Source organism: Streptomyces verrucosisporus (genome assembly GCF_017114865.1).
Taxonomy (GTDB): domain Bacteria; phylum Actinomycetota; class Actinomycetes; order Streptomycetales; family Streptomycetaceae; genus Streptomyces; species Streptomyces fenghuangensis.
This window is the reverse complement of record NZ_JADEYH010000008.1, coordinates 159627-184540: the sequence shown is the minus strand read 5'-3', so window position 1 is coordinate 184540 and position 24914 is coordinate 159627. Positions and strand designations below refer to the sequence as shown.

At 72.5% G+C, this 24914-nt stretch carries 20 protein-coding genes; 7 read left to right on the top strand and 13 right to left on the bottom strand.

What is annotated here, in order from left to right; genetic code table 11:
• Positions 1-25 precede the first annotated feature (25 nt).
• The 5 genes from IQ279_RS12230 to IQ279_RS12210 form a co-directional block, all read right to left on the bottom strand.
• Entirely contained in the window at positions 26-3835 is a 3810-nt protein-coding gene (locus tag IQ279_RS12230) for an ABC transporter ATP-binding protein (protein ID WP_241028005.1), read from the bottom strand.
• 221 nt (positions 3836-4056) lie between these two features.
• Positions 4057-4458 (bottom strand): PIN domain-containing protein, encoded by a 402-nt coding sequence (locus tag IQ279_RS12225; protein WP_307792322.1) that lies wholly within the window; start codon positions 4456-4458, stop codon positions 4057-4059.
• Positions 4443-4688: a type II toxin-antitoxin system Phd/YefM family antitoxin gene (locus IQ279_RS12220; protein ID WP_241027985.1), complete on the bottom strand. Its 246-nt coding sequence runs from the start codon at positions 4686-4688 to the stop codon at positions 4443-4445. Before IQ279_RS12220 ends, IQ279_RS12225 begins: the two co-directional genes overlap by 16 nt.
• Positions 4689-5044: 356 nt before the next feature.
• Complete coding sequence (locus IQ279_RS12215) at positions 5045-5341, bottom strand: hypothetical protein (RefSeq protein ID WP_206348429.1); 297 nt, start codon at positions 5339-5341, stop codon at positions 5045-5047.
• A 354-nt stretch (positions 5342-5695) separates the two neighbouring features.
• Positions 5696-6610, bottom strand: a complete 915-nt coding sequence (locus IQ279_RS12210; protein WP_206348428.1) for an oxidoreductase — start codon at positions 6608-6610, stop codon at positions 5696-5698.
• A gap of 71 nt (positions 6611-6681) precedes the next feature.
• On the opposite strand from IQ279_RS12210, the gene IQ279_RS12205 reads away from it, so the two are divergent.
• Positions 6682-7284, top strand: coding sequence for a TetR/AcrR family transcriptional regulator (locus tag IQ279_RS12205; protein WP_206348427.1), 603 nt, complete (start codon positions 6682-6684; stop codon positions 7282-7284).
• A gap of 82 nt (positions 7285-7366) precedes the next feature.
• Here the strand turns inward: IQ279_RS12205 and IQ279_RS12200 are convergent, their stop codons facing one another.
• Together IQ279_RS12200 and IQ279_RS12195 are read right to left on the bottom strand one after the other, a co-directional pair.
• On the bottom strand, positions 7367-7567 hold the full coding sequence (locus IQ279_RS12200; protein ID WP_206348426.1) for a DUF397 domain-containing protein: 201 nt from the start codon (positions 7565-7567) through the stop codon (positions 7367-7369).
• Between the two features lie 10 nt (positions 7568-7577).
• Positions 7578-8432: a helix-turn-helix domain-containing protein gene (locus tag IQ279_RS12195; protein ID WP_206348425.1), complete on the bottom strand. Its 855-nt coding sequence runs from the start codon at positions 8430-8432 to the stop codon at positions 7578-7580.
• Between the two features lie 259 nt (positions 8433-8691).
• Here IQ279_RS12195 and IQ279_RS12190 point away from each other — a divergent pair, with 259 nt between their 5' ends.
• Positions 8692-9153: an ATP-binding protein gene (locus IQ279_RS12190; protein WP_206348424.1), complete on the top strand. Its 462-nt coding sequence runs from the start codon at positions 8692-8694 to the stop codon at positions 9151-9153.
• Positions 9154-9480: 327 nt separating this feature from the next.
• On the opposite strand, the gene IQ279_RS12185 is transcribed toward IQ279_RS12190, so the two are convergent.
• Positions 9481-10731 carry an AAA family ATPase gene (locus IQ279_RS12185; RefSeq protein ID WP_206348423.1) on the bottom strand — a complete coding sequence of 417 codons (1251 nt, stop codon included), beginning with the start codon at positions 10729-10731 and terminating at the stop codon, positions 9481-9483.
• Between the two features lie 107 nt (positions 10732-10838).
• Positions 10839-11816, bottom strand: a complete 978-nt coding sequence (speB, locus tag IQ279_RS12180) for an agmatinase (protein WP_206348422.1) — start codon at positions 11814-11816, stop codon at positions 10839-10841.
• Between the two features lie 191 nt (positions 11817-12007).
• On the opposite strand from speB, the gene IQ279_RS12175 reads away from it, so the two are divergent.
• Entirely contained in the window at positions 12008-12802 is a 795-nt protein-coding gene (locus tag IQ279_RS12175; protein ID WP_206348421.1) for a phosphatase, read from the top strand.
• Between the two features lie 30 nt (positions 12803-12832).
• Here the strand turns inward: IQ279_RS12175 and IQ279_RS12170 are convergent, their stop codons facing one another.
• The 3 genes from IQ279_RS12170 to IQ279_RS12160 form a co-directional block, all read right to left on the bottom strand.
• Complete coding sequence (locus IQ279_RS12170) at positions 12833-13756, bottom strand: acyl-CoA thioesterase (protein WP_206348420.1); 924 nt, start codon at positions 13754-13756, stop codon at positions 12833-12835.
• Between the two features lie 55 nt (positions 13757-13811).
• Positions 13812-14969 carry an acyl-CoA dehydrogenase family protein gene (locus IQ279_RS12165; protein ID WP_206348419.1) on the bottom strand — a complete coding sequence of 386 codons (1158 nt, stop codon included), beginning with the start codon at positions 14967-14969 and terminating at the stop codon, positions 13812-13814.
• A gap of 195 nt (positions 14970-15164) precedes the next feature.
• Complete coding sequence (locus IQ279_RS12160; protein WP_206348418.1) at positions 15165-15863, bottom strand: SACE_7040 family transcriptional regulator; 699 nt, start codon at positions 15861-15863, stop codon at positions 15165-15167.
• 86 nt (positions 15864-15949) lie between these two features.
• On the opposite strand from IQ279_RS12160, the gene IQ279_RS12155 reads away from it, so the two are divergent.
• Genes IQ279_RS12155 through IQ279_RS12140 form a run of 4 tightly spaced genes read left to right on the top strand, consistent with a single transcriptional unit; the run spans position 15950 to position 21919 of the window.
• Entirely contained in the window at positions 15950-17581 is a 1632-nt protein-coding gene (locus IQ279_RS12155) for a carboxyl transferase domain-containing protein (protein WP_206348417.1), read from the top strand.
• A 14-nt stretch (positions 17582-17595) separates the two neighbouring features.
• A complete protein-coding gene (locus IQ279_RS12150; RefSeq protein ID WP_206348416.1) occupies positions 17596-19728 on the top strand; it encodes an acetyl/propionyl/methylcrotonyl-CoA carboxylase subunit alpha in 2133 nt (710 codons plus the stop codon).
• On the top strand, positions 19725-20750 hold the full coding sequence (locus IQ279_RS12145; protein WP_206348415.1) for a hydroxymethylglutaryl-CoA lyase: 1026 nt from the start codon (positions 19725-19727) through the stop codon (positions 20748-20750). Before IQ279_RS12150 ends, IQ279_RS12145 begins: the two co-directional genes overlap by 4 nt.
• A gap of 5 nt (positions 20751-20755) precedes the next feature.
• The gene (locus IQ279_RS12140; protein ID WP_206348414.1) at positions 20756-21919 is read left to right on the top strand and encodes an acyl-CoA dehydrogenase family protein; all 1164 of its coding nucleotides are present in this window, start codon (positions 20756-20758) and stop codon (positions 21917-21919) included.
• Between the two features lie 122 nt (positions 21920-22041).
• Here the strand turns inward: IQ279_RS12140 and IQ279_RS12135 are convergent, their stop codons facing one another.
• Positions 22042-24714, bottom strand: coding sequence for a SpoIIE family protein phosphatase (locus IQ279_RS12135; RefSeq protein ID WP_241027984.1), 2673 nt, complete (start codon positions 24712-24714; stop codon positions 22042-22044).
• Positions 24715-24914 lie beyond the last annotated feature (200 nt).

Genomic DNA, 24914 nt, shown 5'->3' with positions numbered 1-24914 from the left:
GGAAGCGCTCGGTGAAAGGGCTCGCTCACACCCCCGCGCCCGCGGGCACGCCCGCGTAGGTGCGCCACAACTCCGCGTACCGCCCGCCGCGTTCCAGCAGCTCCGTGTGGGTGCCGTCCTCCACCACCCGGCCGTGGTCCAGGACCACCACCCGGTCCGCGCGGGCGGCCGTGGTGAGGCGGTGGGCGACGACCAGGGTGGTGCGGCGGCCCGCCAGGCGGTCGGTGGCCTGGTTGACCAGCGCCTCGGTGGCCAGGTCCAGGGCCGCGGTGGCCTCGTCCAGCAGCAGGATGTCCGGGCTCACCAGCTCCGCGCGGGCCAGGGCGATCAGCTGCCGCTGCCCGGCCGAGAGGTTGCGCCCCTTCTCGGCGACCGGATGCAGATAGCCGCCGGAGAGCGTGGCGATCATGTCGTGCGCGCCGACCGCCCGCGCGGCGGCCTCCACCTCGGCGTCGGTGGCGTCGGGACGGCCGTAGGCGATGGCGTCGCGCACCGTGCCGGGGAAGAGGTACGACTCCTGCGGCACCACCCCGAGCCGGTGCCGGTAGCCGGCCAGGTCCAGCTCGCGCAGGTCGGCTCCGTCCACCCGGACGGTGCCCGAGGTCGGGTCGTAGAACCGGGCGACTAGCTTGACCAGCGTGGACTTGCCGGCGCCCGTCTCGCCGACGAAGGCGACCGTCTGTCCGGCGGGGATCGTCAGATCAACGCCGGACAGCGCGTTCTCGCCACCGTCCGAGCCCCCGTTCCCGTCTGCGCCCTCATCGGCGTTGTACCGGAAGGCGACGTCCTCGAAGACGATCTCGCCGCGCAGCCGGCCCACCTCGCGCGGCTCCTTCGGCAGCGGCGTCGTCGTCCGCTCGCGCAACAGTTCCTGGACGCGGCCCAGGGAGACGACCGCCTGCTGGTAGCCGTCGAAGACCTGCGAGAGCTGCTGCACGGGGGCGAAGAACAGCTCGATGTAGAGCAGGTAGGCCACCAGCGCGCCCGCCGTCAGCGTGCCGTCGCCCACCCGGTTCGCACCGACGATCAGCACGGCGGCGGTCGCCAGGGAGGCGAGGAACTGGATGAAGGGGAAGTACACCGAGATCAGCCACTGACCGCGTACACGCGCCTGCCGGTATCCGTCGCTGAGTTCGGCGAAGCGGCGCGCGTCGCGCTCCTCGCGGCGGAACGCCTGCACGATCCGCAGACCGGCCACGCCCTCCTGGAGGGCGGCGTTGACGCCGCTGACGCGCTCGCGCGCCAGCTCGTACGCCTTGATGCTCTGGCGGCGGAAGAAGACCGTGCCGATCACCAGGGGCGGCAGGGTCGCCAGGACCACCAGCGCCAGCCCCGCGTCGATGACGACGAGGGCGACCATGATGCCGAAGAAGGTCAGCACCGCGACGATCGCCTGGACCAGCCCGGTCTGCAGGAAGGTCGTCAGGGCGTCCACGTCGGTGGTCATCCGGGTCATGATCTTGCCCGTGAGCTCGCGCTCGTAGTAGTCGAGCCCGAGACGCTGGAGCTGGGCGAAGATCTTGACGCGGAGGGTGTAGAGCATCCGCTCGCCGGTACGGCCGATGGCCCGGGTCTCACCGGTCTGCGCGGCCCACTGCACCAGCACGACGACCAGCGCCAGCGCGGAGGCGGCCCAGACCGCCCCGAGCGCCGCCTGCTGGACGCCCTCGTCGATGCCGTGCCGCACCAGGACCGGCAGCAGCAGTCCGGCGACCGCGTCGACCACCACCAGCAGCAGGCTCAGCAGCAGCGGTCCGCGGAAGCCGCGCAGCAGGTGCCGCAGCCCGTAGGCGGACTCGGCGGCCGCGGCGCGCCCCTCGTCGATGCCGGGGGTGTCGTCGGCCGGGGGCAGGGCCGCGACCTTGTCGAGCATCTCGGGGGTGGCCGGGACCCCGGCCAGGGCTCCCGCGAAGCCCGGTCCGCCGGTGGCGGGGGCGGGCGCGCCGGGGGTGGTGGCGGAGGTGTCCTCCGGGTCCCCCTCCCGGATCCACAGATCGGGGGTGACGCCGTCGACCCGGCCGTCGGACCCGTCGTCCCGCGCCGCGTCCTCGGAGTCCGTCCCGGACGCCTCACGGGCCGCGGCGGCCTGCCCGGCCGGGTCGCGCTCGACGCCGCCCAGCTCGTCGGGGTCGCTGAGCAGCCTGCGGTACAGCTCGCAGCGCTCCTGAAGCTCGGCGTCGGTGCCGGCGTCCACCAGCCGTCCGCCGTCGAGCACGGCGATGCGGTCGGCCAGGGAGAGGGTGGAGCGGCGGTGGGCGATCAGCAGGGTGGTGCGGCCCGCCATCACCCCGCGCAGCGCCTCGTGGATCTCGTGCTCCACCCGGGCGTCCACGGCGGAGGTCGCGTCGTCCAGCACCAGCAGCCTGGGGTCGGACAGGATGGCGCGGGCCAGGGCGATGCGCTGGCGCTGGCCGCCGGAGAGGGTCAGGCCCTGCTCGCCGACGGCTGTGTCGTAGCCCTCGGGCAGGTCGGATATGAAGCCGTCGGCCTGGGCGGCGCGCGCGGCGGCCCGCACCTGCTCGTCGGTGGCGTCGGGGTGGCCGTATGCGATGTTGGCGCGGACGGTGTCGGAGAACAGGAAGCTGTGCTCGGGCACCAGGCCGATGGCCGCGCGCAGTGAGGCCGAGGTCAGCTCGCGCACGTCGTGGCCGCCGACCCGCACCGCGCCGGAGGTCACGTCGTAGAAGCGCGGCAGCAGCAGCGAGACGGTGGACTTGCCACTGCCCGAGGTGCCGACGACGGCGACGGTCTCGCCGGGCCGGATGCTCAGCGAGAAGTCCTCCAGCACCGGCCGCGCGTCGGGTCCGGTGTCGTAGGCGAAGCCGACGCGGTCGAACTCGACGGTGGCCGGGGCGTCGGCGGGCAGCTCGCGGGCGTCCTCGCTCTCGCGGATGGCCGGCTCGGTGTCGATCAGCTCCAGGACGCGCTCGACGCCCGCCCGCGCCTGCTGGCCGACCGTCAGCATCATGGTCAGCATCCGCACCGGCCCGACGAGCTGGGCGAGGTAGGTGGAGAAGGCGACGAAGGTGCCCAGGGTGATCTGGCCGCGGGTGGCCATCCAGCCGCCGAAGGCGAGCATCGCGACCTGGCCGAGGGCGGGCACGGCCTGCAGCGCGGGGGTGTAGCGCGCGTTCAGCTTCACCGTGCGCAGCCGGGCGGCGAACAGCTCGCGGCCGGCCGAGCGCAGCTTGCCGGTCTCCTGCTCCTCCTGGCCGAAGCCCTTGACCACGCGCACACCGCCGACGGCCCCGTCCACCACGCCCGCCACGGCACCGGCCTGGGCCTGGGCGTACCAGCTGGCGGGGAACAGCCGGTCGCGGCTGCGCCGGGCGATGAACGTCAGGGCGGGCGCGACGGCCAGCGCCACCAGCGTCAGCAGCGGCGAGAGCCAGACCATCACGACCAGCGAGATGACGAAGAGCAGGATGTTGCCGATCATCATCGGCGTCATGAACAGCAGGCCCTGGATGAGCTGGAGGTCGCTGGTGCCGCGTCCGACGACCTGGCCGGTGGACAGCTCGTCCTGCCGTCGCCCGTCGAGACGGGCGATGGAGTCGTACATCTCGGTGCGCAGGTCGTGCTGGACGTCGAGCGCGAGTCTGCCGCCGTAGTAGCGGCGCACGTACGTCAGCCCGTACACCGCCACCGCGGCGGCGACCAGCAGCCCGATCCACAGGCCGAGCCCGCCTCCGCCGCCGGTGCCCCCGTCGACGATGAAGTCGTCGATGACCACCTTGGTGACCAGGGGGACGAGCGCCATCACGGCCATGCCGGCGAGCGAGGCGCCCAGCGACAGCAGCACGTTGCGGCGGTAGCGCCAGCAGTACGCGGTCAGCCGCCGCGCCCAGCCCGGCCGCCGCGCGTCCCCGGCCTCCCCCGCGTCCCCGGCTTTCCCGGTCTCCCCCGCCCGCGTACCCGCCACTTCCGGTTACCTCCCGCTGGTCGTGCGTCGCCGTGTGCGACCGCGTGTCGCCCTGTGTGTCCACTGCACCGGTGGATCAACGCCCGGGCGACCGTATTTCATCCCACTGGAGGGAAGACGGACCGGGACAGCGGTCACAGAGAAAGGCAGCGCACGCCCGGCAGCTCGCCGAACGAGGCAGCGCCGTCCGTGGTCACAACGGTTCGGGCAGTGGCGGCGGCCGTCGCGGCGATGAGTAGGTCATGTGCACCACGCGGCTTTCCTACGCGGCGGGCATGGGCCAGCAGACGAGCATGCACACGTGCCGTATCGGCCGTGTAGTCCTCGACAGGGATCAGTGCGAGAACGCTGTCGATGACCTCCTGACGCCTTTCACGGCGGGTTTCATCGGCCAGTTCCACGCCCATCTGCAGCTCGGCCACCGTCACAGCGGCAAGGGCTACGTCATCGTCTCCGTTCAGGAAAGCGGAGAGATCCAGCATCCCTCGTTCGGAACGGATGAGGACGCCTGTGTCCAGGATCAGGCGTCGGGCCACGATGCGCTCACCTCGTCCGTCAGCAGGTCGCGCACAGCCGCGACATCGTCGGCGAACGACTCGTCGAAGTGATGGGTGGCGAAGAACTCCTTGAGGGCGGCGCCGTTCCCCGCCGATGTCGGCCCCAGAGTAGCCAGCCGCCGACCACCGCGAGTGATTACGATCGTCTCGCCATGCTCGGCCATGTCCAGGACGGACGCGAAGTTTCTCGACACTTCAGTCGCTGTCATCGTCTTCATGGGATCAGAGTATCTGATTCTTGCACTTCAGGGGAGATCGGGCGCGCCAAGCAGAACGAGCGGCATCAATGACAGCCAGTGAACGAAAGGGGGGCGCGGCCCGGAGAGCCAGGCATTCTCTCCGGACCGCGCCCTCGGTGGGCCGCGGCGTGGACGGGCGGTGCGTGCCAGCACCCCCCACAGGACCGGCTCTCCGCCCGTCCGCTCGATCGGCCCGCCCCGCGGTGAGGAGGTGACCGCGAGGCCCGCCGGCCCGCTCGCGCCGCCTGTCCGGGGCGTGCACGGCGACCGGCCGCTTCAGTGGGGTCCCAGGTGGTACGGACCCCGGTTTCCGCCGGAAGGTTCCGTCAGATGGCGAACACCTCCGCGCCGTCCCCCTTCGCGCCGTCCGGCCACACGCAGAGGATCTCCGGCGCGGAACGGCCCCCGGGCCTCCCCGGGCTCCCGGCGCTCCCGGAGCCCTCGGGGGTGCAGGCCGGCGCGTCCGCGCCGTCCGCCTCCCCCGTGCGCTCCGGCGCGGCGGCGAGTACCAGCGCCGAGGGCGCGCGGGGCGCCGGCACCGCGAGCGCCGCGCCGCACAGCGGGGCGAGCGTGCCCGTGGCCAGCAGGCCGCTCACCAGGGCGCACTTCACCGCGTTCCGCATGACGCGTCCTTCCGTCGGGGTGTAACGGATAGCGAACGTGAGTCTGTCGGGTAACGGCACCGGACGCACCTTCGACGATCATTTCGAGTAACGTTGCGTATTAAATGAGTAGCTTGCCGTAACCCCCGGGGGTACAGGGCCGGTACACCGATCACCAGCGACGTTGTGATCGATCGCCTTCGCGGGTCTCGAAACGCTGTGCATACGTCCGGATACGCAACGTTCCAAACGTGACCGAAAAGCAGAGGGTCACAGCCGGTGGAAAGCGCGCGGCGGCACGCCGCACCCCCACTTCCGGAAGCGGTTGCAGCCGCAACAACCGCCGCGGCCGCCCCGGCCCGGCCGGGCGCGCCCTCAGCGCCCCGTCGGCAACACCGGGAAGCCGACCCCCGTCATCTCCTCCGACATCTGCCACAGCCGCCGCGCCGCCACCGGATCGCTCGCCGCCGCGCTGCGTCCCACCAGCGTCGGCCCGCCCCTTGCCTCCATCACCCCGTCCGGGCCGACATAGCTCGCGCCGGGCAGGTCGGCCGTCGCCGCGTACAGGGTCGGCAGGGCGCCCGCCCGGTCGTCCTGGGCGAGGAACCTGTTGCCGAACCGCATGACGGCGCGGGCGAGGGGGTTCGCCGCATGGCTCTGGAGGTTGGTGGCCGCGTACCCGGGGTGGGCGGCCAGGGCGCGGACCGGGGAACCCGACTCCATCAGGCGGCGCTGGAGTTCCAGGGTGAACAGCAGGTTCGCCAGCTTGGACTGGGCGTAGGCACCCTGCGGGGAGTAACCCGCCTCCATGTTCGGGTCGTCGAACCGGATTCTCGCGCCACCCCAGCGGTGCGCGGCGGAGGCCAGCGTGACGACGCGGTCGGTGACGTACGGCAGAAGCAGGTTCGTCAGCGCGAAGTGGCCGAGGTGGTTCGTGCCGAACTGCATCTCGAAGCCGTCCCGCGTGCGCCGCCGCGGGATCATCATCACACCGGCGTTGTTGATCAGCAGGTCCACGGGGCGGTCCTGCCAGCCCTCCGCGAAACCGCGCACGGAGGACAGGTCCGCCAGGTCCAGACGGAGCACCTCCGTACTGCCGTCCACCGTCGCCGCCGCCGCGCGGCCCCGCTCCACGTCCCGCACGGCGAACACCACATGCGCGCCCGCGCGGGCCAGCGCGTCCGCCGCGGTGAGTCCGATGCCGCTGTTGGCACCCGTGACGACGGCCGTGCGGCCGACGAGGTCGGGGAGGAGGTCGGTGTTCCATCGCTTGCTCTGGTCGGTTGCCATGACCCCAAAGTAGACGATGACAACAATGATGGCAACGACAACAAAGATGCCGCCGTCAACATCGGGATACGATGACCCACATGTCCCGGAGCCGCCCCTACCACCACGGCGACCTGCGCGCCGCCCTGCTGGAGAGCGCCGAGCGCACCCTGCGTGAGAAGGGGATCGCCTCCCTGTCCCTGCGCGAGCTGGCCCGCGAGACCGGCGTCAGCCACGCCGCGCCCGGCCGCCACTTCAAGGACAAGCAGGCCCTGCTCGACGCCCTGGCCCTGGGCGGCTACGAACGGCTGGCCCGAGTCCTGGAGGGTGCCGACGAGCCCGCACTCCCGCTCCAGCCCCGCCTGACCGGCCTCGCCCGCGCCTACCTCGCCTTCGCCGCCGAGAACACCGAACTCCTGACCCTCATGTACGCCCGCAAGCACGAGCCCGGGGCCGCCGAGCGGATGGCCGCCGGGGTCGACCGGACGGTGGGCGTCTTCGAACGGGTGATCGCGGACGCCCAGCGGCGCGGCGAGATCGTCGAGGCCGCCCCGAAACGCCTCACCCTCTTCACCGGCGCCGCCCTCCACGGCATCGCCGGCTTCGCGGCGGGCGGCATACTCGACCCGGCCGAGGCCCTCGGCATGACCGACGACCTGATCCACCACCTGCTGCACGGCCTCAGACCCCGCTGACCCCCGCCCGGCGCGGGCCTCGGCCGCCGTGGAACAACCGCGTTGGGGGTGCCGATGGGCGGCACCCTCCAGCGCGAGGGGATCAGCGCGCGAAGTGGTCGAACTCCCCGGCCTTGATGCCCGTGATGAACGCGGCCAGGTCCGCCCGGCTCGCGGCGAGGACGAGCCCCGGCTCGTCGCTCTCCCGTATGAGCACGTCGTCGCCCCGCCGCGCGACCTCCACGCAGTTGGGACCTTCGGATCCTGAGAAGGACGACTTCTGCCAGTGGACAAGAGATTCCATGCTGCGCTCCTCACAGTTCTCGCGCGATACGGCGGATGAGTCGCCTCGACTCATCCTCGTCGAGCGAGGCCCTTTTCGCGATGCCCAAAAGTGCCTGGTACTTCTGGAGTTCGGTCTCTGCGTCCAGGTGCACACTGCCGAGCGGGCTGTCCATCTGCACGGTGTCCAACTGCGGCACGACCCCGACCGCGTAGAGCAGCGGCTGAGTGATCTCGATGAACTCCTCGCAGGCGAAGGGGACGACGCGGACCGTCACTCCGGGCCAGGTGGACATCTCCGCCAAGTGCTCCAGTTGCGCCCGGACCACCTTCCGGCCGCCGAACCGCATGTGAAGCACCGCCTCATGGATGGTCGTTTCATACGCCGGAGAGTCCTCACGTTCGAGGACAGTGCGCCGTCTCATCCGGTGCTCAACTCGCGCCTCGACCTCTTCCTCCGGGAGCCTCGGAACCGCGCCGTCGAACAGCGTGCGCGCATAGTCCTCGGTCTGGAGAAGGCCCGGGACGGAGAACGTCTGCATGGAGCACATGGCGACGGAGTGGTGCTCCAACTCGGCGATGTCCAGGAACGGCGGAGGGAGGACGCCTCGGTACTCGTCCCACCAGAACTGACCGCGGCGCTCGCGAGCCATCGCGCACAGCGCATCGATCAGCGCCGCGTCGACACAGGAGTAGAACGCCGCGAGTCTGCGAATCCGTTCCTCGCTGACACCGATGCGACCTGACTCGATGTTACTGATCTTGGCCTGGTCGACGCCCAGAAGCCCGCCCGCCTCACGAGCCGGCTTCCCTGCCCGCTCCCGGAGCTTCCTCAACTCCACACCCAGGCGCACCTGTCGAGCCGTGGGGTTCTCCCTCGGTGGCATGAGTCAGCAGATCCTCTCTCCAGATGACGGTGGACCCGTCGCGTACGTATAGCACGCTCCACTCACAAGGGTGAGTCTTCGACGACATGCTTGCTCCGGAGAATACATTCACCCTACTGTCCGTACCCGTACCGCTACGCACGCCGGTAAATCCGCAGTGCGGTCGTCCCTCCGTGCCCGCTCCTGGGCGTACACGGGAGCGCGACAGAGCCACGGTGGCGAGCGCGAGCGGCGACCGCATCCGTTCACAGGGGGCACCATGACCGACCCGACATCCGCCACCGTGCTCGTCAACGCGCTTCAGCGGGCCCGCACTTACCAGCTGCGGGCCCCGAACATCCCGGAGACCGTGAAGGTCGCGCGGGACATGGTGGCCGGACTGCTCGACGCCAGCGGCCACTCGGCGCTGGCGGAGACCGCCCGGCTGCTGGTCTCCGAGGTCGTCTCGAACGTCCACCTCCACACGAAGGTGCCGCTGCTCACCCTGGAGGCGACGGTCGGAGGAGACCGGATCCGCGTGTCCGTCCAGGACGACGACACCACGGGCGCCCCCACGTCCCCCGGAGTCGGCGTACCGAACGAGGCCGAGCACGGCCGCGGCCTCCTCCTGGTCCGGGAACTCGCCGCCGCCTGGGGCACGGTGTGGCACGGCGGACTCCAACCGTCCGGCAAGAGCGTGTGGTTCGAACTGCGCGGCACGCGCACCGGCCGGACGACGTGATGGGCACCGTGTTCCTCGGCCTGCTGGCCTTCACTACCGGTGTCGCCGTCACCGGCGTCGTCCTCTCCCACGCACTGATGACGCCGCAGCCGCCCACCAAGCCCTGCGATCTCTGCCCCGGCCACCACGATCACCGCGCGGGCGGCCGGTCCCACACCTCCAAGAGGAGAGGCCGGAGTATTCCGGAGAACGCGAGAAGCACTTCTGGCCTGCGGTGAACGGGAGAACCGGTGGCACGGCTCCGGATCGGGTACCGGGGATCGGTACGAGCTGATCCCCAGGCCCTCCTCATGGGCGCGAAGGAGCTCTTCCCCCTGGTCTTCGCCATCAGACCCGTTCCCGCCCCTGTGCGTCGCTGCTCCGGATGGTCATCAGACGCCGGGCGGCCTGTCCCTCCATCAGGGAGGGGACACCACCGAACACCCCGGCCAGATAGGAGCGCATCAAATCCTCCTGCTCGCCCGGTGAGGCGGCGCTGAGCGGATAGAGCTCGGTGGCGCCCGCCTCGTCCTTCTCGGTCAGCCACGCCTGGCCGGGCTCCAGCAACCGCTCACCGCTGGGGCTGCTCAGCACGGTCGCGTCGTGCGAGGTGAAGACGAGCTGGGCGCCGCGCGGGTTGGCGTCCGGGTCGTGGAAGATGCGGATGACCTCGGCGGCGAACCGTGGGTGGAGGCTGGCGTCCAGTTCGTCGACGAGGAGAACGGCGCCCTCGTCGAGGGCCAGCAGCATGGGTCCGAGGAGCGCGAACCAGGAACGGGTTCCGTAGGACTCCCGCTCCCACTCGAACGGCACGTCTCCGGAAGCCGAGGCGTGCAGCAGCCGTACGGCCGGGGGGCCCGCGCCGTCCTGTTCGTACTCGGCTCCGGTGATGCCCAGGTCTGCCACTCGCAGCAGTTCACGGATGCGCTCCCCCTGCTCTCCGGCGAGCCGCTTTGCGGTGAACCGCTCCCACTCGGGCCGTTCGGCCTCGGGGCCGACCTGCCAGAGGTTCCTGCGGAACCAGTGGAAGAGCGGGGAGAGCTGAGGGTGGTTGTCGGTGCCGGCGGTGGACAGCAGCAGGGCGTTGGGGCGGGTGCGCTGGGCGAGGTGACCACGGTCCCTCACCCGGTTGCCCGGCCAGCGGTAGACCTCCGGTCGGGAGGCGTCGCGGTCCATCCACTCCTGGCGGCGACCGCGCGGGTAGCTGTGCACCCACTCGGCCTCGACCCTCTCCAGGCCCAGCTCGAAACCGTACGTCCAGCGCACACCGTCGATGACGACGTCCACCTCGAAGAACGACGGCTCGGAGTCGCTCCTGGGGTCCAGCGCGAACGCCTCGCGCGGGATGCCCTGGTAGGAGGCCCAGCGGGCGTAGGAGTTCATGACCGCGCCGCGCATGTCCGCCATGGCGGCCAGCACATTGGACTTGCCCGATGCGTTGGCCCCGAAGATCCCGACGAGCGGGTACACCGCGAGAGTGCCGTCGGCCAGCTCCACCTCGCGGGCACCGGCCGTGTCACCGTCCGGCGGCACGACGAACGACAGCTCCTGCTCGTCGCGCAGGGACCGCACATTCGCGACCCGGAACCTCAGCAGCATGCCGTCCACCTCACGCGGTCAGGCTATCCACACCTGCCGGTATCCGTCCCCTTGATCCAGCGTTCGATGCGACGGTCGGGGCGGGTCACGCCGTACGCGCGCTGCCGCTACGCCCGGCCCTCCCGGCCGGCCGCGATCTGCCGGGACATGATCGTCGTCAGCTCGTAGGCGGTGTGGGAGGCGGCCACCGAGGTGATCTCGGCGTGGTCGTAGGCGGGGGCGACCTCGACCACGTCGGCCGAGACCAGGTTGCAGGAGGCCAGACCGCGCAGGATCTCCAGCAGTTCGCGGGAGGTCATGCCGCCCGCCTCCGGGGTGCCGGTGCCGGGGGCGTGGGCCGGGTCGAGGCAGTCGATGTCGATGGAGACGTACAGCGGGCGGTCGCCGATGCGCTGGCGGAGCTGGTCGGCGACCTCGTCCACGCCGCGCCGCATCACATCGGCGGAGGTGACGATGCCGAAGCCCATCTTGGCGTCGTCGGTGAGGTCCTTCTTGCCGTACAGCGGGCCGCGGGTGCCGACGTGGGAGAGGGCGGAGGTGTCGAGGACGCCCTCCTCCACCGCCCGCCGGAAGGGCGTGCCGTGGGTGTACTCGGCGCCGAAGTAGGTGTCCCAGGTGTCCAGGTGGGCGTCGAAGTGGAGCAGGGCGACGGGGCCGTGCCTGCGGGCCACCGCGCGCAGCAGGGGCAGGGCGATGGTGTGGTCGCCGCCGAGCGTCATCAGCCGGGCGCCGGTGTCCAGCAGTTCGCCGGCCGCCCGCTCCACCGTCTCGACCGCCTCGTGGATGTCGAAGGGGTTGGCGGCGATGTCGCCCGCGTCGGCGACCTGGGCGAGGGCGAAGGGCGAGGCGTCCTGGGCCGGGTTGTAGGGGCGCAGCAGGCGGGAGGCCTCGCGGACGGCGTTGGAGCCGAAGCGGGCGCCGGGCCGGTAGGAGACGCCCGAGTCGAAGGGCACCCCGACGACGGCGACGTCGGCGCGGCCCACCTCGTCCAGGCGGGGCAGGCGGGCGAAGGTCGCCGGGCCCGCGAAGCGGGGGACGCGGGAGGAGTCGACGGGTCCGCGGGGCTGCTGCTGGTCGCTGCTCATGCGGCCGAGGGTAGGCAGGGGCCCGCCCCGGCGGACATGTACGGATCCGACAGCCGACCGCTCTCTTTTGGACGGCTCGTACATCAGGCGGCGGCTGCGTCGGGGCGCCGTGCGGATGCGGCGGCTGTACGGCGGGGCGCCACGGGCCGAGGCGGATCGCCCGGCGGGCCCCCTCGGGGGACAATGCCTCCATGCCGATAACCGCCGCCCCCTCCCGCTCCGAGCTGATCGACCACCTCGTCCGCACCCGTATCGCCGGGGACGTCGCCACTCCGCGCGAGAACAACCTGGACCACTACCGCCGGCTCGCCAACGGCGACCGGCACTACTGGCTGGGCCTGGAACTGGGCGACCGCTGGGGTGACGAGCAGGACGTGCTGGCGGTGATGGCCGAGCGCTGCGGGGTCGTCGACGACCCCGGGCACCGCCAGGGCCAGGACACCATCGACCCGGAGCTGACGGTGGCCGCCCTGGACCGGGCGGCGGTCGAGCTGCGCAAGGCGGCGGAGGCCGGACACCGGGTGCTGTTCGCCACCGGCCACCCGGGGGCGCTGATCGATCTGCACAGCAAGGTGGCGAACGCGCTGCGGCTGGCCGGGTGCGAGATCGTACGGGTGCCGCTGGGGCTGATCGCGGACCAGGGCGTGGTGGTGCAGCTCGCGGACATCGCGATGCACGAGCGCGGGGCGACGCTGTGGCACACCCACTCCCCCGAGCCGATGACCGCGATCCTCGACGCCCTCCGGCGCGAGGGCGAGCCGCTGCCCGACCTGGTCTTCGCCGACCACGGCTGGGCGGGCTGCGCGGCGCAGCACGGCATCACCACGGTCGGCTTCGCCGACTGCAACGACCCGGCGCTCTTCCTCGGAGAGGCGGAGGGCACCCTCGCGGTCACCGTCCCCCTGGACGACCATGTGATCAATCCGCGCTACTACGAGCCGATGACCGCCTACCTGCTGGAGGCGGCGGGGCTGACGCCCGCGTAGCGCGGCGGGCGGGCGGGTCCCGCGCCGCCCTCAGCCGCGCGGAACCCGCACCACGCCCTCCTGCATCACCGTGATCGCCAGCCGCCCGTCGGCGGTGAAGATCCGGCCGTGGCCCAGTCCGCGGCCGGCCTGGGAGGTGGGGCTGGACTGGTCGTACAGCAGCCACTCGTCCACCCTGAAGGGGCGGTGGAACCACATCGCGTGGTCCAGGCTCGCGCCCACCACGTCCCCGACCGTCCAGCCGCCGCGGCCGTGGGCGAGCAGGACGGGCTCCAGCAGGCTCATGTCGGAGATGTAGGCGGCCAGGCAGAGGTGGAGCATCGGCCGGTCGAGGTCGCCGTCGAGCTTGCCGGCCGTGCGGAACCACACCTGGGAGCGCGGCTCGCGCGGCTGCCCGGCCGTCGCGTACGGCGGCTGGGTGACGTAGCGCAGGTCGACGGCGGCCCGCGCCTCGGCGAGGCGGTCGGCGACGCCGGGGTCGCCGAACAGGTGGGCGTGGCGCGGCAGCAGGTCGGTGGAGTTCGGCAGCGTCTCCGGGTCCGGGGCGGCCGGCATCGGCTCCTGGTGCTCCAACCCGTCCTCGTGCGTCTGGAAGGAGGCCGACAGATGGAAGATCGGCTGTCCGTGCTGGACGGCGACGACCCGGCGGGTGGTGAAGGACCGCCCGTCGCGGATGCGGTCGGCCGTGTAGACGATCGGCGCGGCCGGGTCGCCGGGGCGCAGGAAGTAGGCGTGCAGCGAGTGCGCGAGCCGGTCGTCGGGGACGGTGCGGAAGGCCGCGACGAGCGCCTGCGCGGCCACCTGCCCGCCGAAGACCCGGGGGATGACCGCCTGGCGGCTCTGGCCGCGGAAGATGTCGCGGTCGATCCGCTCCAGGTCCAGCAGGCCGACCAGATCCAGCAGGGCGGACGGGGGTGCCTGGCCGGCGCCCCCGTTCGTGCCGTTGTCGCTCATGGCAGGGGTGTTTCCTCTACTCGGTTCCGTGCCCGGCCACCTGGGCCGGGGCCGGTCACAGGCCCATCGACTTGGCGATGATGGACCGCATGACCTCGCTGGTGCCCCCGTAGATGCGGGTGACGCGGGTGTCGGCGTACAGGCGCGAGATCGGGTACTCCCGCATGTAGCCGTAACCGCCGTGCAGCTGGAGGCACTTGTCGATGACCTTGGCGGCGGTCTCGGTGGTGAACAGCTTGACGGAGGCGGCGTCGGCGGGGGTCAGCTCCCCGGCGTCCAGGGCGTCCAGCGCGCGGTCCACGACCGCCTGCATGGCGTCCACGTCCGCCCGGCAGTCGGCGAGCACGAACTTGGTGTTCTGGAAGGAGGCCACCGGCTTGCCGAAGACGGTGCGGTCCCTGACGTACTCCTGGGCGAAGCGGACGGCGGCGGCGGACTGCGCGTAGGCGCCGACCGCGATGCCCAGGCGCTCCTGGGGGAGGTTGTGGGTGAGGTAGGAGAACGCCTTGCCCTCCTCGCCGAGCAGGTCCTCCACGGGGACCTTGACATCGGTGAAGGACAGCTCGGCGGTGTCGGAGGACTTCAGGCCCAGCTTGTCGAGGTTGCGGCCGACGGCGTAGCCCTCGCTCCTGGTGTCCACCACCAGGATGGAGATGCCGCCGCGGCGGTCCTCGGGGGTCGGCGGGGCGGTGCGGCAGCAGACCAGGACGCGGTCGGCCTGGACGCCGCCGGTGATGAAGGTCTTGGCGCCGTTGAGTATGTAGTGCGTGCCGTCCTCCGACAGCTTCGCGGTGGTCTTCATGCCGGCCAGGTCCGAGCCGGCGCCGGGCTCGGTCATGGCGATGGCGGTCATCATCTCGCCGGTGACGAAGGGCGGCAGCCAGCGCCGCTTCTGCTCCTCGCTGGCGTACTTCAGCAGATAGGGCAGGCACAGCGCGGTGTGGACGCCGGAGCCGCCGAAGCTGACGCCGGCGCGGGCGGTCTCCTCGGAGATGACGGCGCTGTACTTGAAGCTGGTCTCGCCGGCGCCGCCGTACTCCTCGGGCACCTCGATGCCGAAGACGCCCAGCCCGCCGAGCTTGAGGTAGAGCTCGCGGGGGACGTAGCCCTGCTTCTCCCACTGCTCGTAGTGGGGCACGACCTCGGCGGCGATGAAGTCGCGGATGGTCTCGCGGAACGCCTCGTGGTCCTCGTTGAACACCGTGCGACGCACGTCATCGCCTCCTGGGGCCGGAAAACTAGCCGGAAAAACTAAGCGCTTGCTCAGACGCAAGCTACCGAAGGGCCGAATCGGCTGTCCAGAGGTGTTCCGGCGGTTGTCCGCCACTGTGGGCGGTGTCATAGGCGCGGGAGCGGAGGCGGGCGGGCGCCCGGGGGCGGGCACGGCGGGGCCCTGGGGGCCGGGGACTCAGTCCTCGGCGCGCGGCCCGGCGCCCGCCGTACCGCCGTCCACGCGGTACACGCCGCCCGCCGGGGCACCCTCGGCGCCGTACGCACCGCCCCCGGCGCCGCCCGCCGCGGCGGCGAGGGCGCCGCGGGCCAGCCGGTGCAGGAGGGCGGCCGCCGCGTCGCGGTCCGGCAGGGAGGAGGGACGGCTCAGGTGGGGGGTGGAGTTCAGCAGGCCGAAGACGGCGTGGACGGAGGCGCGGGCCTCCTTCTCCGGCAGCTCCGGGTGCACCTGGCGCACGACGCCCACCCACAGCTCCACGTACTGGCGCTGGAGCTGGCGCACCAGCTTGCGGTCGCTGTCGCGCAGCCGGTCCAGTTCGCGGTCGTGGAGGGTGATCAGGGCGCGGTCGTCGAGGGCGAAGTCGATGTGGCGGCCGATGAGCGCGTCCAGCGTCGCCCCCGGCGCGAGGCCGGCCTCGCCGGCCTCCGCCATGCACCTGCGCCCGCCGGAGTACAGCCGCTCGCTGATGCCCACCAGCAGCTCCGCGAGCATCGCGTCCTTGCCCGCGAAGTGGCGGTAGAGGCCGGGGCCGCTGATGCCGACCGCCGCGCCTATCTCGTCCACGCCGACGCCGTGGAACCCGCGCTCGGCGAACAGGCGGGCGGCCTGGCCGAGGATCTGCTCTCGGCGGGTGGGGGCGTCGGTCCTGGTGCTCATAGGGGAATTGTAGACAGCCGGGTTAGCGGGCGTTAACCTGATGGCGAGGTTAACGCTCACTAACCGAGCAAGGGGGCTCGAAGGGCATGCAGCAGGCACCTCCGCTGGTCAGCGCCGTGGATCCGGCGTCAGAGGCGGCGAGGGCGAACGAAGCCGCGCACCGCGAGCTGGCCGCGCGGCTGCGCGAGAAGCTCGCCGCGGCACGGCTGGGCGGCGGCGAGCGGGCACGGGCGCGGCACACCGCGCGCGGCAAACTGCTGCCGCGGGACCGGGTGGACACCCTGCTGGACCCGGGGTCGCCCTTCCTGGAGCTGGCCCCGCTCGCGGCGGACGGGATGTACGACGGCCAGGCCCCGGCCGCCGGCGTGATCGCCGGCATCGGACGGGTGTCGGGCCGCGAGGTGGTGATCGTCGCCAACGACGCCACCGTCAAGGGCGGCACGTACTACCCGATGACGGTCAAGAAGCACCTGCGCGCGCAGGAGGTGGCCCTGGAGAACCGGCTGCCGTGCCTGTACCTGGTGGATTCGGGCGGCGCCTTCCTGCCCATGCAGGACGAGGTCTTCCCCGACCGCGAGCACTTCGGGCGGATCTTCTACAACCAGGCCCGGATGTCCGGCGCGGGCGTCCCGCAGATCGCCGCCGTCCTCGGCTCCTGCACGGCGGGCGGCGCGTACGTGCCGGCGATGAGCGACGAGGCCGTGATCGTGCGCGGCCAGGGCACGATCTTCCTGGGCGGTCCTCCGCTGGTGAAGGCGGCCACCGGCGAGGTCGTCACGGCCGAGGAACTGGGCGGCGGCGAGGTCCACTCGCGCACCTCCGGGGTGACGGACCACCTCGCCGAGGACGACGCCCACGCCCTGCGCATCGTGCGGCAGATCGTGGCCACCCTCCCCCGGCGCGGCCCGCTGCCGTGGCCGGTGGAGCCGGTGGAGGAGCCGAAGGCCGACCCGGCCGGGCTCTACGGCGCGGTCCCGGTGGACTCGCGCACCCCCTACGACGTGCGCGAGGTCATCGCCCGTACCGTCGACGGCTCCCGGTTCGCGGAGTTCAAGGCCGAGTACGGCACGACGCTGGTGACGGGCTTCGCCCGCATCCACGGCCACCCGGTGGGGATCGTCGCCAACAACGGCATCCTGTTCGCCGAGTCCGCCCAGAAGGGCGCGCACTTCATCGAGCTGTGCGACCAGCGCGGCATACCTCTGGTGTTCCTGCAGAACATCTCCGGCTTCATGGTGGGCCGGCAGTACGAGGCCGGCGGTATCGCCAAGCACGGCGCCAAGATGGTGACGGCCGTGGCCTGCACCCGGGTGCCCAAGCTGACGGTCGTCGTCGGCGGCTCCTACGGCGCGGGCAACTACTCGATGTGCGGCCGGGCGTACTCGCCGCGCTTCATGTGGATGTGGCCCAACGCCAAGATCTCGGTGATGGGCGGCGAGCAGGCCGCCTCGGTGCTGGCCACCGTCAAGCGCGACCAGCTTCAGGCGCGCGGCGAGGAGTGGAGCGCCGAGGAGGAGGACGCCTTCAAGGCGCCCGTCCGCGAGCAGTACGAGACCCAGGGCAGCGCCTACTACGCCACCGCGCGGCTGTGGGACGACGGTGTGATCGACCCGCTGGAGACGCGTACGGTGCTCGGCCTCGCGCTCACCGCGTGCGCGAACGCGCCACTGCCCGAGAAGGACCCCGCGGCGCCCGGCTACGGCGTCTTCCGGATGTGAGGGGGATGCGTTCCATGTTCGACACGGTGCTGGTCGCCAACCGGGGCGAGATCGCCGTCCGCGTCATCCGCACGCTGCGGCGGCTGGGCGTGCGCTCGGTCGCCGTCTTCAGCGACGCGGACGCCGACGCCCGGCACGTACGGGAGGCGGACACCGCGGTGCGGATCGGCCCGGCGGTGGCCTCCGAGAGCTATCTGTCGGCCGAGAGGCTGCTGGAGGCCGCCCGTCGCACGGGCGCCCAGGCGGTCCACCCCGGCTACGGATTCCTCGCCGAGAACGCCGCCTTCGCCCGCGCGGTGGAGACGGCCGGGATGGTCTTCGTCGGCCCGCCCGCCGACGCCATCGAGCTGATGGGCGACAAGATCCGCGCCAAGGAGACGGTGCGGGCCGCCGGGGTACCGGTGGTGCCCGGCAGCAGCGGCAGCGGTCTGACCGACGCCGAACTGACCGCCGCGGCGCTGGAGATCGGTACTCCGGTGCTGCTCAAGCCCTCGGCCGGAGGCGGCGGCAAGGGCATGCGGCTGGTGCGCGACGAGGCGCTGCTGGCCGAGGAGATCGCCGCCGCGCGGCGCGAGGCCCGCGGCGCCTTCGGCGACGACACCCTGCTGGTGGAGCGGTGGATCGACCGGCCCCGGCACATCGAGATCCAGGTCCTGGCCGACGGCCACGGCACCGTGGTGCACCTGGGCGAGCGCGAGTGCAGCCTCCAGCGCCGCCACCAGAAGATCATCGAGGAAGCGCCCAGCCCGCTGCTGGATCCGGCCACCCGCGCCGCGATGGGCGAGGCGGCCGTACGCGCCGCCCGCTCCTGCGGCTACCGGGGCGCCGGCACGGTGGAGTTCATCGTCCCCGGCGGCGATCCGGCCGCCCACTTCTTCATGGAGATGAACACCCGCCTCCAGGTCGAGCACCCGGTGACGGAGCTGATCACCGGCCTGGACCTGGTGGAGTGGCAGCTTCGGGTGGCGGCCGGCGAGCCGCTGGCCTTCGGCCAGGAGGACGTCCGCCTGGACGGGCACGCGGTGGAGGCCCGCATCTGCGCGGAGACGGCCCGCGCCACCGGCGGGAAGGTCGACTTCCTGCCCTCGGCCGGCACCGTCCACCTGCTCTCGGAGCCCTCGGGCGAGGGCGTCCGTACGGACTCCGGGCTCGCTCGGGGCACCGAGGTGGGCACCGTCTACGACCCGATGCTCGCCAAGGTGATCGCCCACGGCCCGGACCGGGCCTCCGCCCTGCGGCGGCTGCGCTCGGCTCTGGCGGAGACGACCGTGCTGGGCGTGGACACCAACACCGCCTTCCTGCGCGCCCTGCTGGCCCATCCGGCGGTGGTATCCGGAGAGCTGGACACCGGCCTGGTGGACCGCGACGCCGCCTCGCTGCTGCCCTCGGCCGTGCCAGACGAGGTGTACGCGGCGGCGGCGCTGCTGCGGCACGCCGCACTGGAGCCCTCCGCGGCCTCCCCCGCCGCCCCCGTCTCCACGGGCGGCTCCGCAGGCTGGACGGACCCGTTCTCCGCGCCGACCGGCTGGCGGCTGGGGGGCGAGCCCGCCTGGACGGTCCACCATCTGCGGATACCGGGCCACGAGCCGGTGGCCGTGCGGGTGCGCGGGCGCGCCGACGGCGCCGAGGTCCGCATCGGGGACGCCGGGCCGGTGAGCGCCGCGCTGCGGTCGCAGGGCGAGGGGGCTTCCGGTGAGGGCTCCGGCCGCGCGCTGCTGGCCTGGGACGGGGTGACCCACTCCTTCGCCCACGCCCGCTCCGGCGGCAGCCGCTGGCTCGGCCGCGACGGGCAGAGCTGGCACCTGGCCGACCACGATCCGGTCGAGGCGGCCCTGCGGGGCGGCGCGGGGGCACACGGCGCCGACGCGCTGACCGCGCCGATGCCCGGCACGGTCACCGTCGTCAAGGCTGCCGTCGGCGAGGAGGTCACCGCCGGCCAGAGCCTGCTGGTGGTGGAGGCGATGAAGATGGAGCACGTCATCGCCGCCCCCTATGACGGGGTCGTCACCGAGCTGGACGTCACCGCGGGCAGCACGGTCGCCATGGACCAGGTGCTCGCCGTCGTCGAGCCGAAGGACTCCGCGCCGTCGGAGAGGCCGGAGGAGTCCGGGGACTCCGGGAACTCCGGGAAGGAGGCCGCGCGATGATCGAGGGTCTGCCCATGGCCGTTCCGGCCGAGGGGCTTCCTGGCCGCGTCCGCATCCACGAGGTGGGCGCGCGCGACGGGCTGCAGAACGAATCCTCGACCGTGCCCGTCGAGGTGAAGGCGGAGTTCATCCGCCGGCTGGCCGGAGCCGGGCTGCGTACCATCGAGGCGACCAGCTTCGTCCACCCCAAGTGGGTGCCCCAGCTGGCCGACGCCGAGGAGCTGTTCCCGGCCGTGGCCGATCTCGCGGAGCGGGCGGGCGCCGACGCCGTACGGCTGCCGGTGCTGGTGCCCAACGAGCGCGGCCTGGAGCGGGCGCTGGCCCTCGGCGTCCGCGAGATCGCCGTCTTCGGCAGCGCCACCGAGTCCTTCGCCAGGGCCAACCTCAACCGCACCGTCGACGAGGCCCTGGCGATGTTCGAGCCGGTGGTCGCCCGCGCCCGGGAGGCGGGTGCCGGGGTGCGCGGCTATCTGTCGATGTGCTTCGGCGACCCCTGGGAGGGCCCGGTGCCCATCGCGCAGGTGGCCGGCGTCTGCCGCCGCCTGCTCGACCTCGGCTGCGACGAGCTGAGCCTGGGCGACACCATCGGCGTGGCCACCCCCGGCCACGTCACCGCCCTGCTGACGGCCCTGAACGACGCGGGCGTGCCCACCGGCCGCCTCGCCGTCCACTTCCACGACACCTACGGCCAGGCCCTGTCCAACACCCTGGCCGCCCTCCGGCACGGCGTCACCACCGTGGACGCCTCCGCCGGCGGGCTCGGCGGCTGCCCGTACGCCAGGAGCGCCACGGGCAACCTCGCCACCGAGGACCTGGTGTGGATGCTGCACGGCCTCGGCATCGACACCGGAGTCGATCTCGGCCGCCTCACCGCCACCAGCGTGTGGATGGCCGAGCGGCTGGGCCGGCCCAGCCCGTCCCGCACCGTCCGCGCCCTCTCCTCCCAGGGAGACCGGGACACCCCCGGCACCCAGGACACCCCCGGCACCCAGGTCTCCCGCGACTCCCACAAGGAGCAGTGACACCCATGTCCCTTGACCACCGCCTCTCCCCCGAGCACGAGGAACTGCGCCGCACCGTCGAGGAGTTCGCCCACGACGTCATCGCGCCGAAGATCGGGGAGTTCTACGAGAACCACGAGTTCCCCTACGAGATCATCCGCGAGATGGGCCGTATGGGCCTGTTCGGCCTGCCCTTCCCCGAGGAATACGGCGGCATGGGCGGCGACTACCTCGCCCTGTGCCTGGCCCTGGAGGAGCTGGCCCGGGTGGACTCCTCGGTCGCCATCACCCTGGAGGCCGCCGTCTCGCTGGGCGCCATGCCCGTGTACCGCTTCGGTACCGAGGAGCAGAAGCGCCAGTGGCTGCCGAAGCTGTGCTCGGGCGAGATGCTCGGCGCCTTCGGCCTGACCGAGCCCGACTGCGGCTCGGACGCGGGCGGCACCCGCACCACCGCCGTGCGCGACGGCGACGAGTGGGTGATCAACGGCACCAAGTGCTTCATCACCAACTCCGGCACCGACATCACCGGCCTGGTCACCGTCACCGCCGTCACCGGCCGCAAGCCCGACGGCCGCCCGGAGATCTCCTCGATCATCGTCCCCTCCGGCACCCCCGGCTTCACCGTCGCCGCGCCCTACTCCAAGGTCGGCTGGAACGCCTCGGACACCCGCGAGCTGTCCTTCTCCGACGTCCGGGTCCCGGCCGCCAACCTGCTGGGCGAGGAGGGCCGCGGCTACGCCCAGTTCCTGCGCATCCTGGACGAGGGACGCATCGCCATCTCCGCGCTGGCCACCGGCCTGGCCCAGGGCTGTGTGGACGAGTCGGTGCGGTACGCCGGGGAGCGCCACGCCTTCGGCCGCCCCATCGGCGCCAACCAGGCCATCCAGTTCAAGCTGGCCGACATGGAGATGCGAGCCCACACCGCCCGTATCGCCTGGCGCGACGCGGCCTCCCGGCTGCTGGCGGGCGAGCCGTTCAAGAAGGAGGCGGCCATCGCCAAGCTGTACTCCTCGGAGATCGCGGTCACCAACGCCCGTGAGGCCACCCAGATCCACGGCGGCTACGGCTTCATGAACGAGTACCCGGTGGCCCGTATGTGGCGGGACTCGAAGATCCTGGAGATCGGCGAGGGCACCAGCGAGGTCCAGCGCATGCTGATCGCCCGCGAGCTGGGCGTCACCGGCTCCTGAGCGGGCGGGGGCCGGGCGGGCCGGCCAAACAGAGGTGGTCCGGCCGGCCGGTGGGGGCGCCGTCACCGGCGCCCCCACCCCGCCCGGTCCCATCGGACCGGTGAGGCCGGTCAGGCAGGCGGTCAGGCCGGGGGCAGATGCTGCTCGGCCCAGATGACCTTCCCGGTTCCGGTGTAGCGGGTGCCCCAGCGCTCGGAGAGCTGCGCCACCAGGAACAGCCCCCGCCCGCCCTCGTCCGTCGTCGCCGCGCGGCGCAGGTGCGGCGAGGTGCTGCTGGTGTCGGAGACCTCGCAGATCAGGCCGCGCTCCGCCCTGAGCAGCCTGACCCGCACCGGTCCGGTGGCGTGCCGGATGGCGTTGGTGACCAGCTCGCTGAGGATCAGCTCGGTGGTGAAGGCCGCCTCCTCCAGCCCCCAGTCGGCCAGCCGCCGCGCGACCTCCTCCCGTACGGCGGAGACCGCGGCGGGGTCGGAGGGCACGCCCCAGGAGGCCGTCCGGTCGGCGGCCAGGGCCCGGGTACGGGCGACGAGCAGGGCGATGTCGTCGCGCGGGTGCTCGGCCAGCATCGCCCCGGTCACCGCGTCGCAGGTCTCCTCCGGGGAGCGGTCGGCCCCGGCCAGGGCCCGCGCCAGCAGGTCCAGTCCGGCGTCGATGTCACGCGCCCGGTCCTCCACCAGCCCGTCGGTGTACAGCACCAGCCGACTGCCCTCGGCCAGTTCGATCTCGGCCGACTCGTAGGGGGGCGCCCCCAGCCCGAGAGGGGCGCTCACGGGCGTGTCGGGGAACTCCACCGTGCCGTCGGGGCGGACGACCGCGGGAGGCGGATGCCCGGCCCGGGCCATGACGCAGCGCCGGGAGGCCGGGTCGTAGATCGCGTACAGGCAGGTGGCGCCCATCATCCCGTGGGTGTCGTCCGGTGTCCCGTCCCCGTCGTCCCCCTCCTGGTCGTTCCGGCTCACCAGTTCGTCGAGGTGCCCGATGATCTCGTCGGGCGGCAGGTCGAGGGCGGAGAAGTTGTGGACGGCGGTCCGCAGCCGCCCCATGGTGGCGGCCGCGTGCAGGCCGTGGCCGACCACGTCGCCGACCACCAGCGCCGCCCGGGCGCCGGACAGCGGGATCACGTCGAACCAGTCGCCGCCCACCCCCGAGTGGGCGGGCAGATAGCGGTAGGCGACGTCCAGCGCGTCCTGCTCGGGCAGGGCCCTCGGCAGCAGGCTGCGCTGGAGCGCGGCGGCCATGGTGTGCTCGCGCGTGTAGCGGCGGGCGTTGTCGACGGCGACCGCGGCACGGGCCACCAGTTCCTCGGCCAGGGACAGATCGTCGCCGTCGAACGGCTCGGGCTTCTCCGAGCGCCAGAAGGTGACCAGTCCCAGAACGATGCCGCGCGCCCGGAGTGGGGCCGTGATCAGGGAGTGGACACCCTCTTCCATGATTCCCCGGCTGCGCTCGGGGTCCTGCGCCCGCCAGCCGGTGGCGTCGGTCAGGTCGGCCTCCAGGACCGCCCGCCCCGTTCCGTAGCCCTGTGCCTGCGGGGTGGAGGGGGCGAACCTGATGAGGTCCCCCCTGGCGTAGAAGGAGGGGACCTCCCGGATCCCGTCGGCGGCCACACGGCGCATGTCCACCGCCTCGCCTGCGGGCTCCTCGCCCCGCAGCACCGGCTCGGCCAGGTCGACGGTGACGAAGTCGGCCAGCCGGGGCACGGCGGCCCGCGCCAGCGCCTCGGCGGTGCGCATCATGTCCAAGGTGGTGCCGATGCCCGTGCCCGCGTCGTACAGCAGCCGCAGCCTGCGGCCCGCCACCTCGGCGCGCTCGGAGAGCACCCGCATCTCGGTGGTGTCCCGGAACGTCGCCACGCTGCCCGAGGGGGCTCCGTAGCGGTCGACGGGCTGCTGGTTTACGGCCAGCATCCGCTCCCCCGCCATGTGAACCTCGTCCACGGCCACCCGCCCGGAGGCCAGCAGCCCGTCCAGGGGCGGTGGGAGGCCGAGAGCGGCGACGGGGCGGCCCTCGGCGTCCGGGGGCAGGTCCAGCAGCCGGCGCGCCTCGTCGTTGGCGAGCACCAGCCGGCCGTCGGCGCCGGCGATCAGCACGCCCTCGCGGACGGCGTGCAGCACGGCGTCGTGGTGCTCGTACATGCGGGTCATCTCGCCGGGCGCCAGACCGCGGGTCTGGCGCAGCAGCCGCCGGCTGACCACCGCCGTGCCCGCCATGGACAGCAGCAGCGCTCCCGCGGAGGCGCCGAAGAGCAGCGGGAACTGGCCTCCGGCGGTGCCCTCGACGTTCTCGACGGTGATGCCCGAGGAGACCAGGCCCACGATGTCCCCGTCCGCGTCCCGGACCGGGACCACCGCCTGCACCAGGGGGCCGATGGTGCCGACGATCTCCTCGGTGACGACCTCGCCGCGCAGCGCGGGTTCGATGGTGCCGACGAACTTCCTCCCGATCCGGTCCGGCTTGGGATGGGTGTAGCGGATGCCGTCGGTGTCCGTCACCACGAGGAAGTCCACGCCGGACCGTTCTCTGACGCCTTCGGCGAGCGGCTGGAGCCTCTCGGTGGGGTCCTCGCTCCTGAGCGCCGCGGGCAGTCCGGGCGCACCGGCGAACCCCTCGGCGACCGCGACCGACCGGTTGCGGGCCTCCCGTGTGCTGTCGTTGCGCGCCTGCACCACCAGGGCCGCGACGGCCGCGACGACGAGCAGGAGGACGAGGACGGCCTGGAGGACGAACACCTGGCCCGCCAGACTGCGCACGCCCAGCAGTGAGCCCGGGTGCCGCTTCGGGGGTCGTCTGGTCATCTCCCCGGAATCCCCGCCCTTCGTTCTCCCGCCCCCGTGCCGCTTCGCCGGTGGACGCCGGGCACCGAGCATTCGGCGCAGTGAATCCCGAGATCGGCTGGAAAGTCCGATCACATGCTCATTCTTAACACTGTTCGAACCGAAGGGGCGAACAGTCCTCACACGCGGACAGACGAAGCCGCGTCTCCCGGCGGCGGCGA

What these genes read in the sequence shown, in the direction of transcription:
- IQ279_RS12170 (WP_206348420.1), bottom strand. Translation starts at nt 13,756, where the DNA reads ATGAGCGACAACGGCACGAACGGGGGCGCCGGCCAGGCACCCCCGTCC.
- IQ279_RS12205 (WP_206348427.1), top strand. Translation starts at nt 6,682, where the DNA reads ATGACCCACATGTCCCGGAGCCGCCCCTACCACCACGGCGACCTGCGC.
- IQ279_RS12185 (WP_206348423.1), bottom strand. Translation starts at nt 10,731, where the DNA reads ATGCTGCTGAGGTTCCGGGTCGCGAATGTGCGGTCCCTGCGCGACGAG.
- IQ279_RS12215 (WP_206348429.1), bottom strand. Translation starts at nt 5,341, where the DNA reads ATGCGGAACGCGGTGAAGTGCGCCCTGGTGAGCGGCCTGCTGGCCACG.
- IQ279_RS12135 (WP_241027984.1), bottom strand. Translation starts at nt 24,714, where the DNA reads ATGACCAGACGACCCCCGAAGCGGCACCCGGGCTCACTGCTGGGCGTG.
- IQ279_RS12190 (WP_206348424.1), top strand. Translation starts at nt 8,692, where the DNA reads ATGACCGACCCGACATCCGCCACCGTGCTCGTCAACGCGCTTCAGCGG.
- IQ279_RS12150 (WP_206348416.1), top strand. Translation starts at nt 17,596, where the DNA reads ATGTTCGACACGGTGCTGGTCGCCAACCGGGGCGAGATCGCCGTCCGC.
- IQ279_RS12145 (WP_206348415.1), top strand. Translation starts at nt 19,725, where the DNA reads ATGATCGAGGGTCTGCCCATGGCCGTTCCGGCCGAGGGGCTTCCTGGC.
- IQ279_RS12200 (WP_206348426.1), bottom strand. Translation starts at nt 7,567, where the DNA reads ATGGAATCTCTTGTCCACTGGCAGAAGTCGTCCTTCTCAGGATCCGAA.
- IQ279_RS12140 (WP_206348414.1), top strand. Translation starts at nt 20,756, where the DNA reads ATGTCCCTTGACCACCGCCTCTCCCCCGAGCACGAGGAACTGCGCCGC.
- IQ279_RS12210 (WP_206348428.1), bottom strand. Translation starts at nt 6,610, where the DNA reads ATGGCAACCGACCAGAGCAAGCGATGGAACACCGACCTCCTCCCCGAC.
- IQ279_RS12155 (WP_206348417.1), top strand. Translation starts at nt 15,950, where the DNA reads ATGCAGCAGGCACCTCCGCTGGTCAGCGCCGTGGATCCGGCGTCAGAG.
- IQ279_RS12195 (WP_206348425.1), bottom strand. Translation starts at nt 8,432, where the DNA reads ATGCCACCGAGGGAGAACCCCACGGCTCGACAGGTGCGCCTGGGTGTG.
- IQ279_RS12220 (WP_241027985.1), bottom strand. Translation starts at nt 4,688, where the DNA reads ATGACAGCGACTGAAGTGTCGAGAAACTTCGCGTCCGTCCTGGACATG.
- speB (WP_206348422.1), bottom strand. Translation starts at nt 11,816, where the DNA reads ATGAGCAGCGACCAGCAGCAGCCCCGCGGACCCGTCGACTCCTCCCGC.
- IQ279_RS12160 (WP_206348418.1), bottom strand. Translation starts at nt 15,863, where the DNA reads ATGAGCACCAGGACCGACGCCCCCACCCGCCGAGAGCAGATCCTCGGC.
- IQ279_RS12175 (WP_206348421.1), top strand. Translation starts at nt 12,008, where the DNA reads ATGCCGATAACCGCCGCCCCCTCCCGCTCCGAGCTGATCGACCACCTC.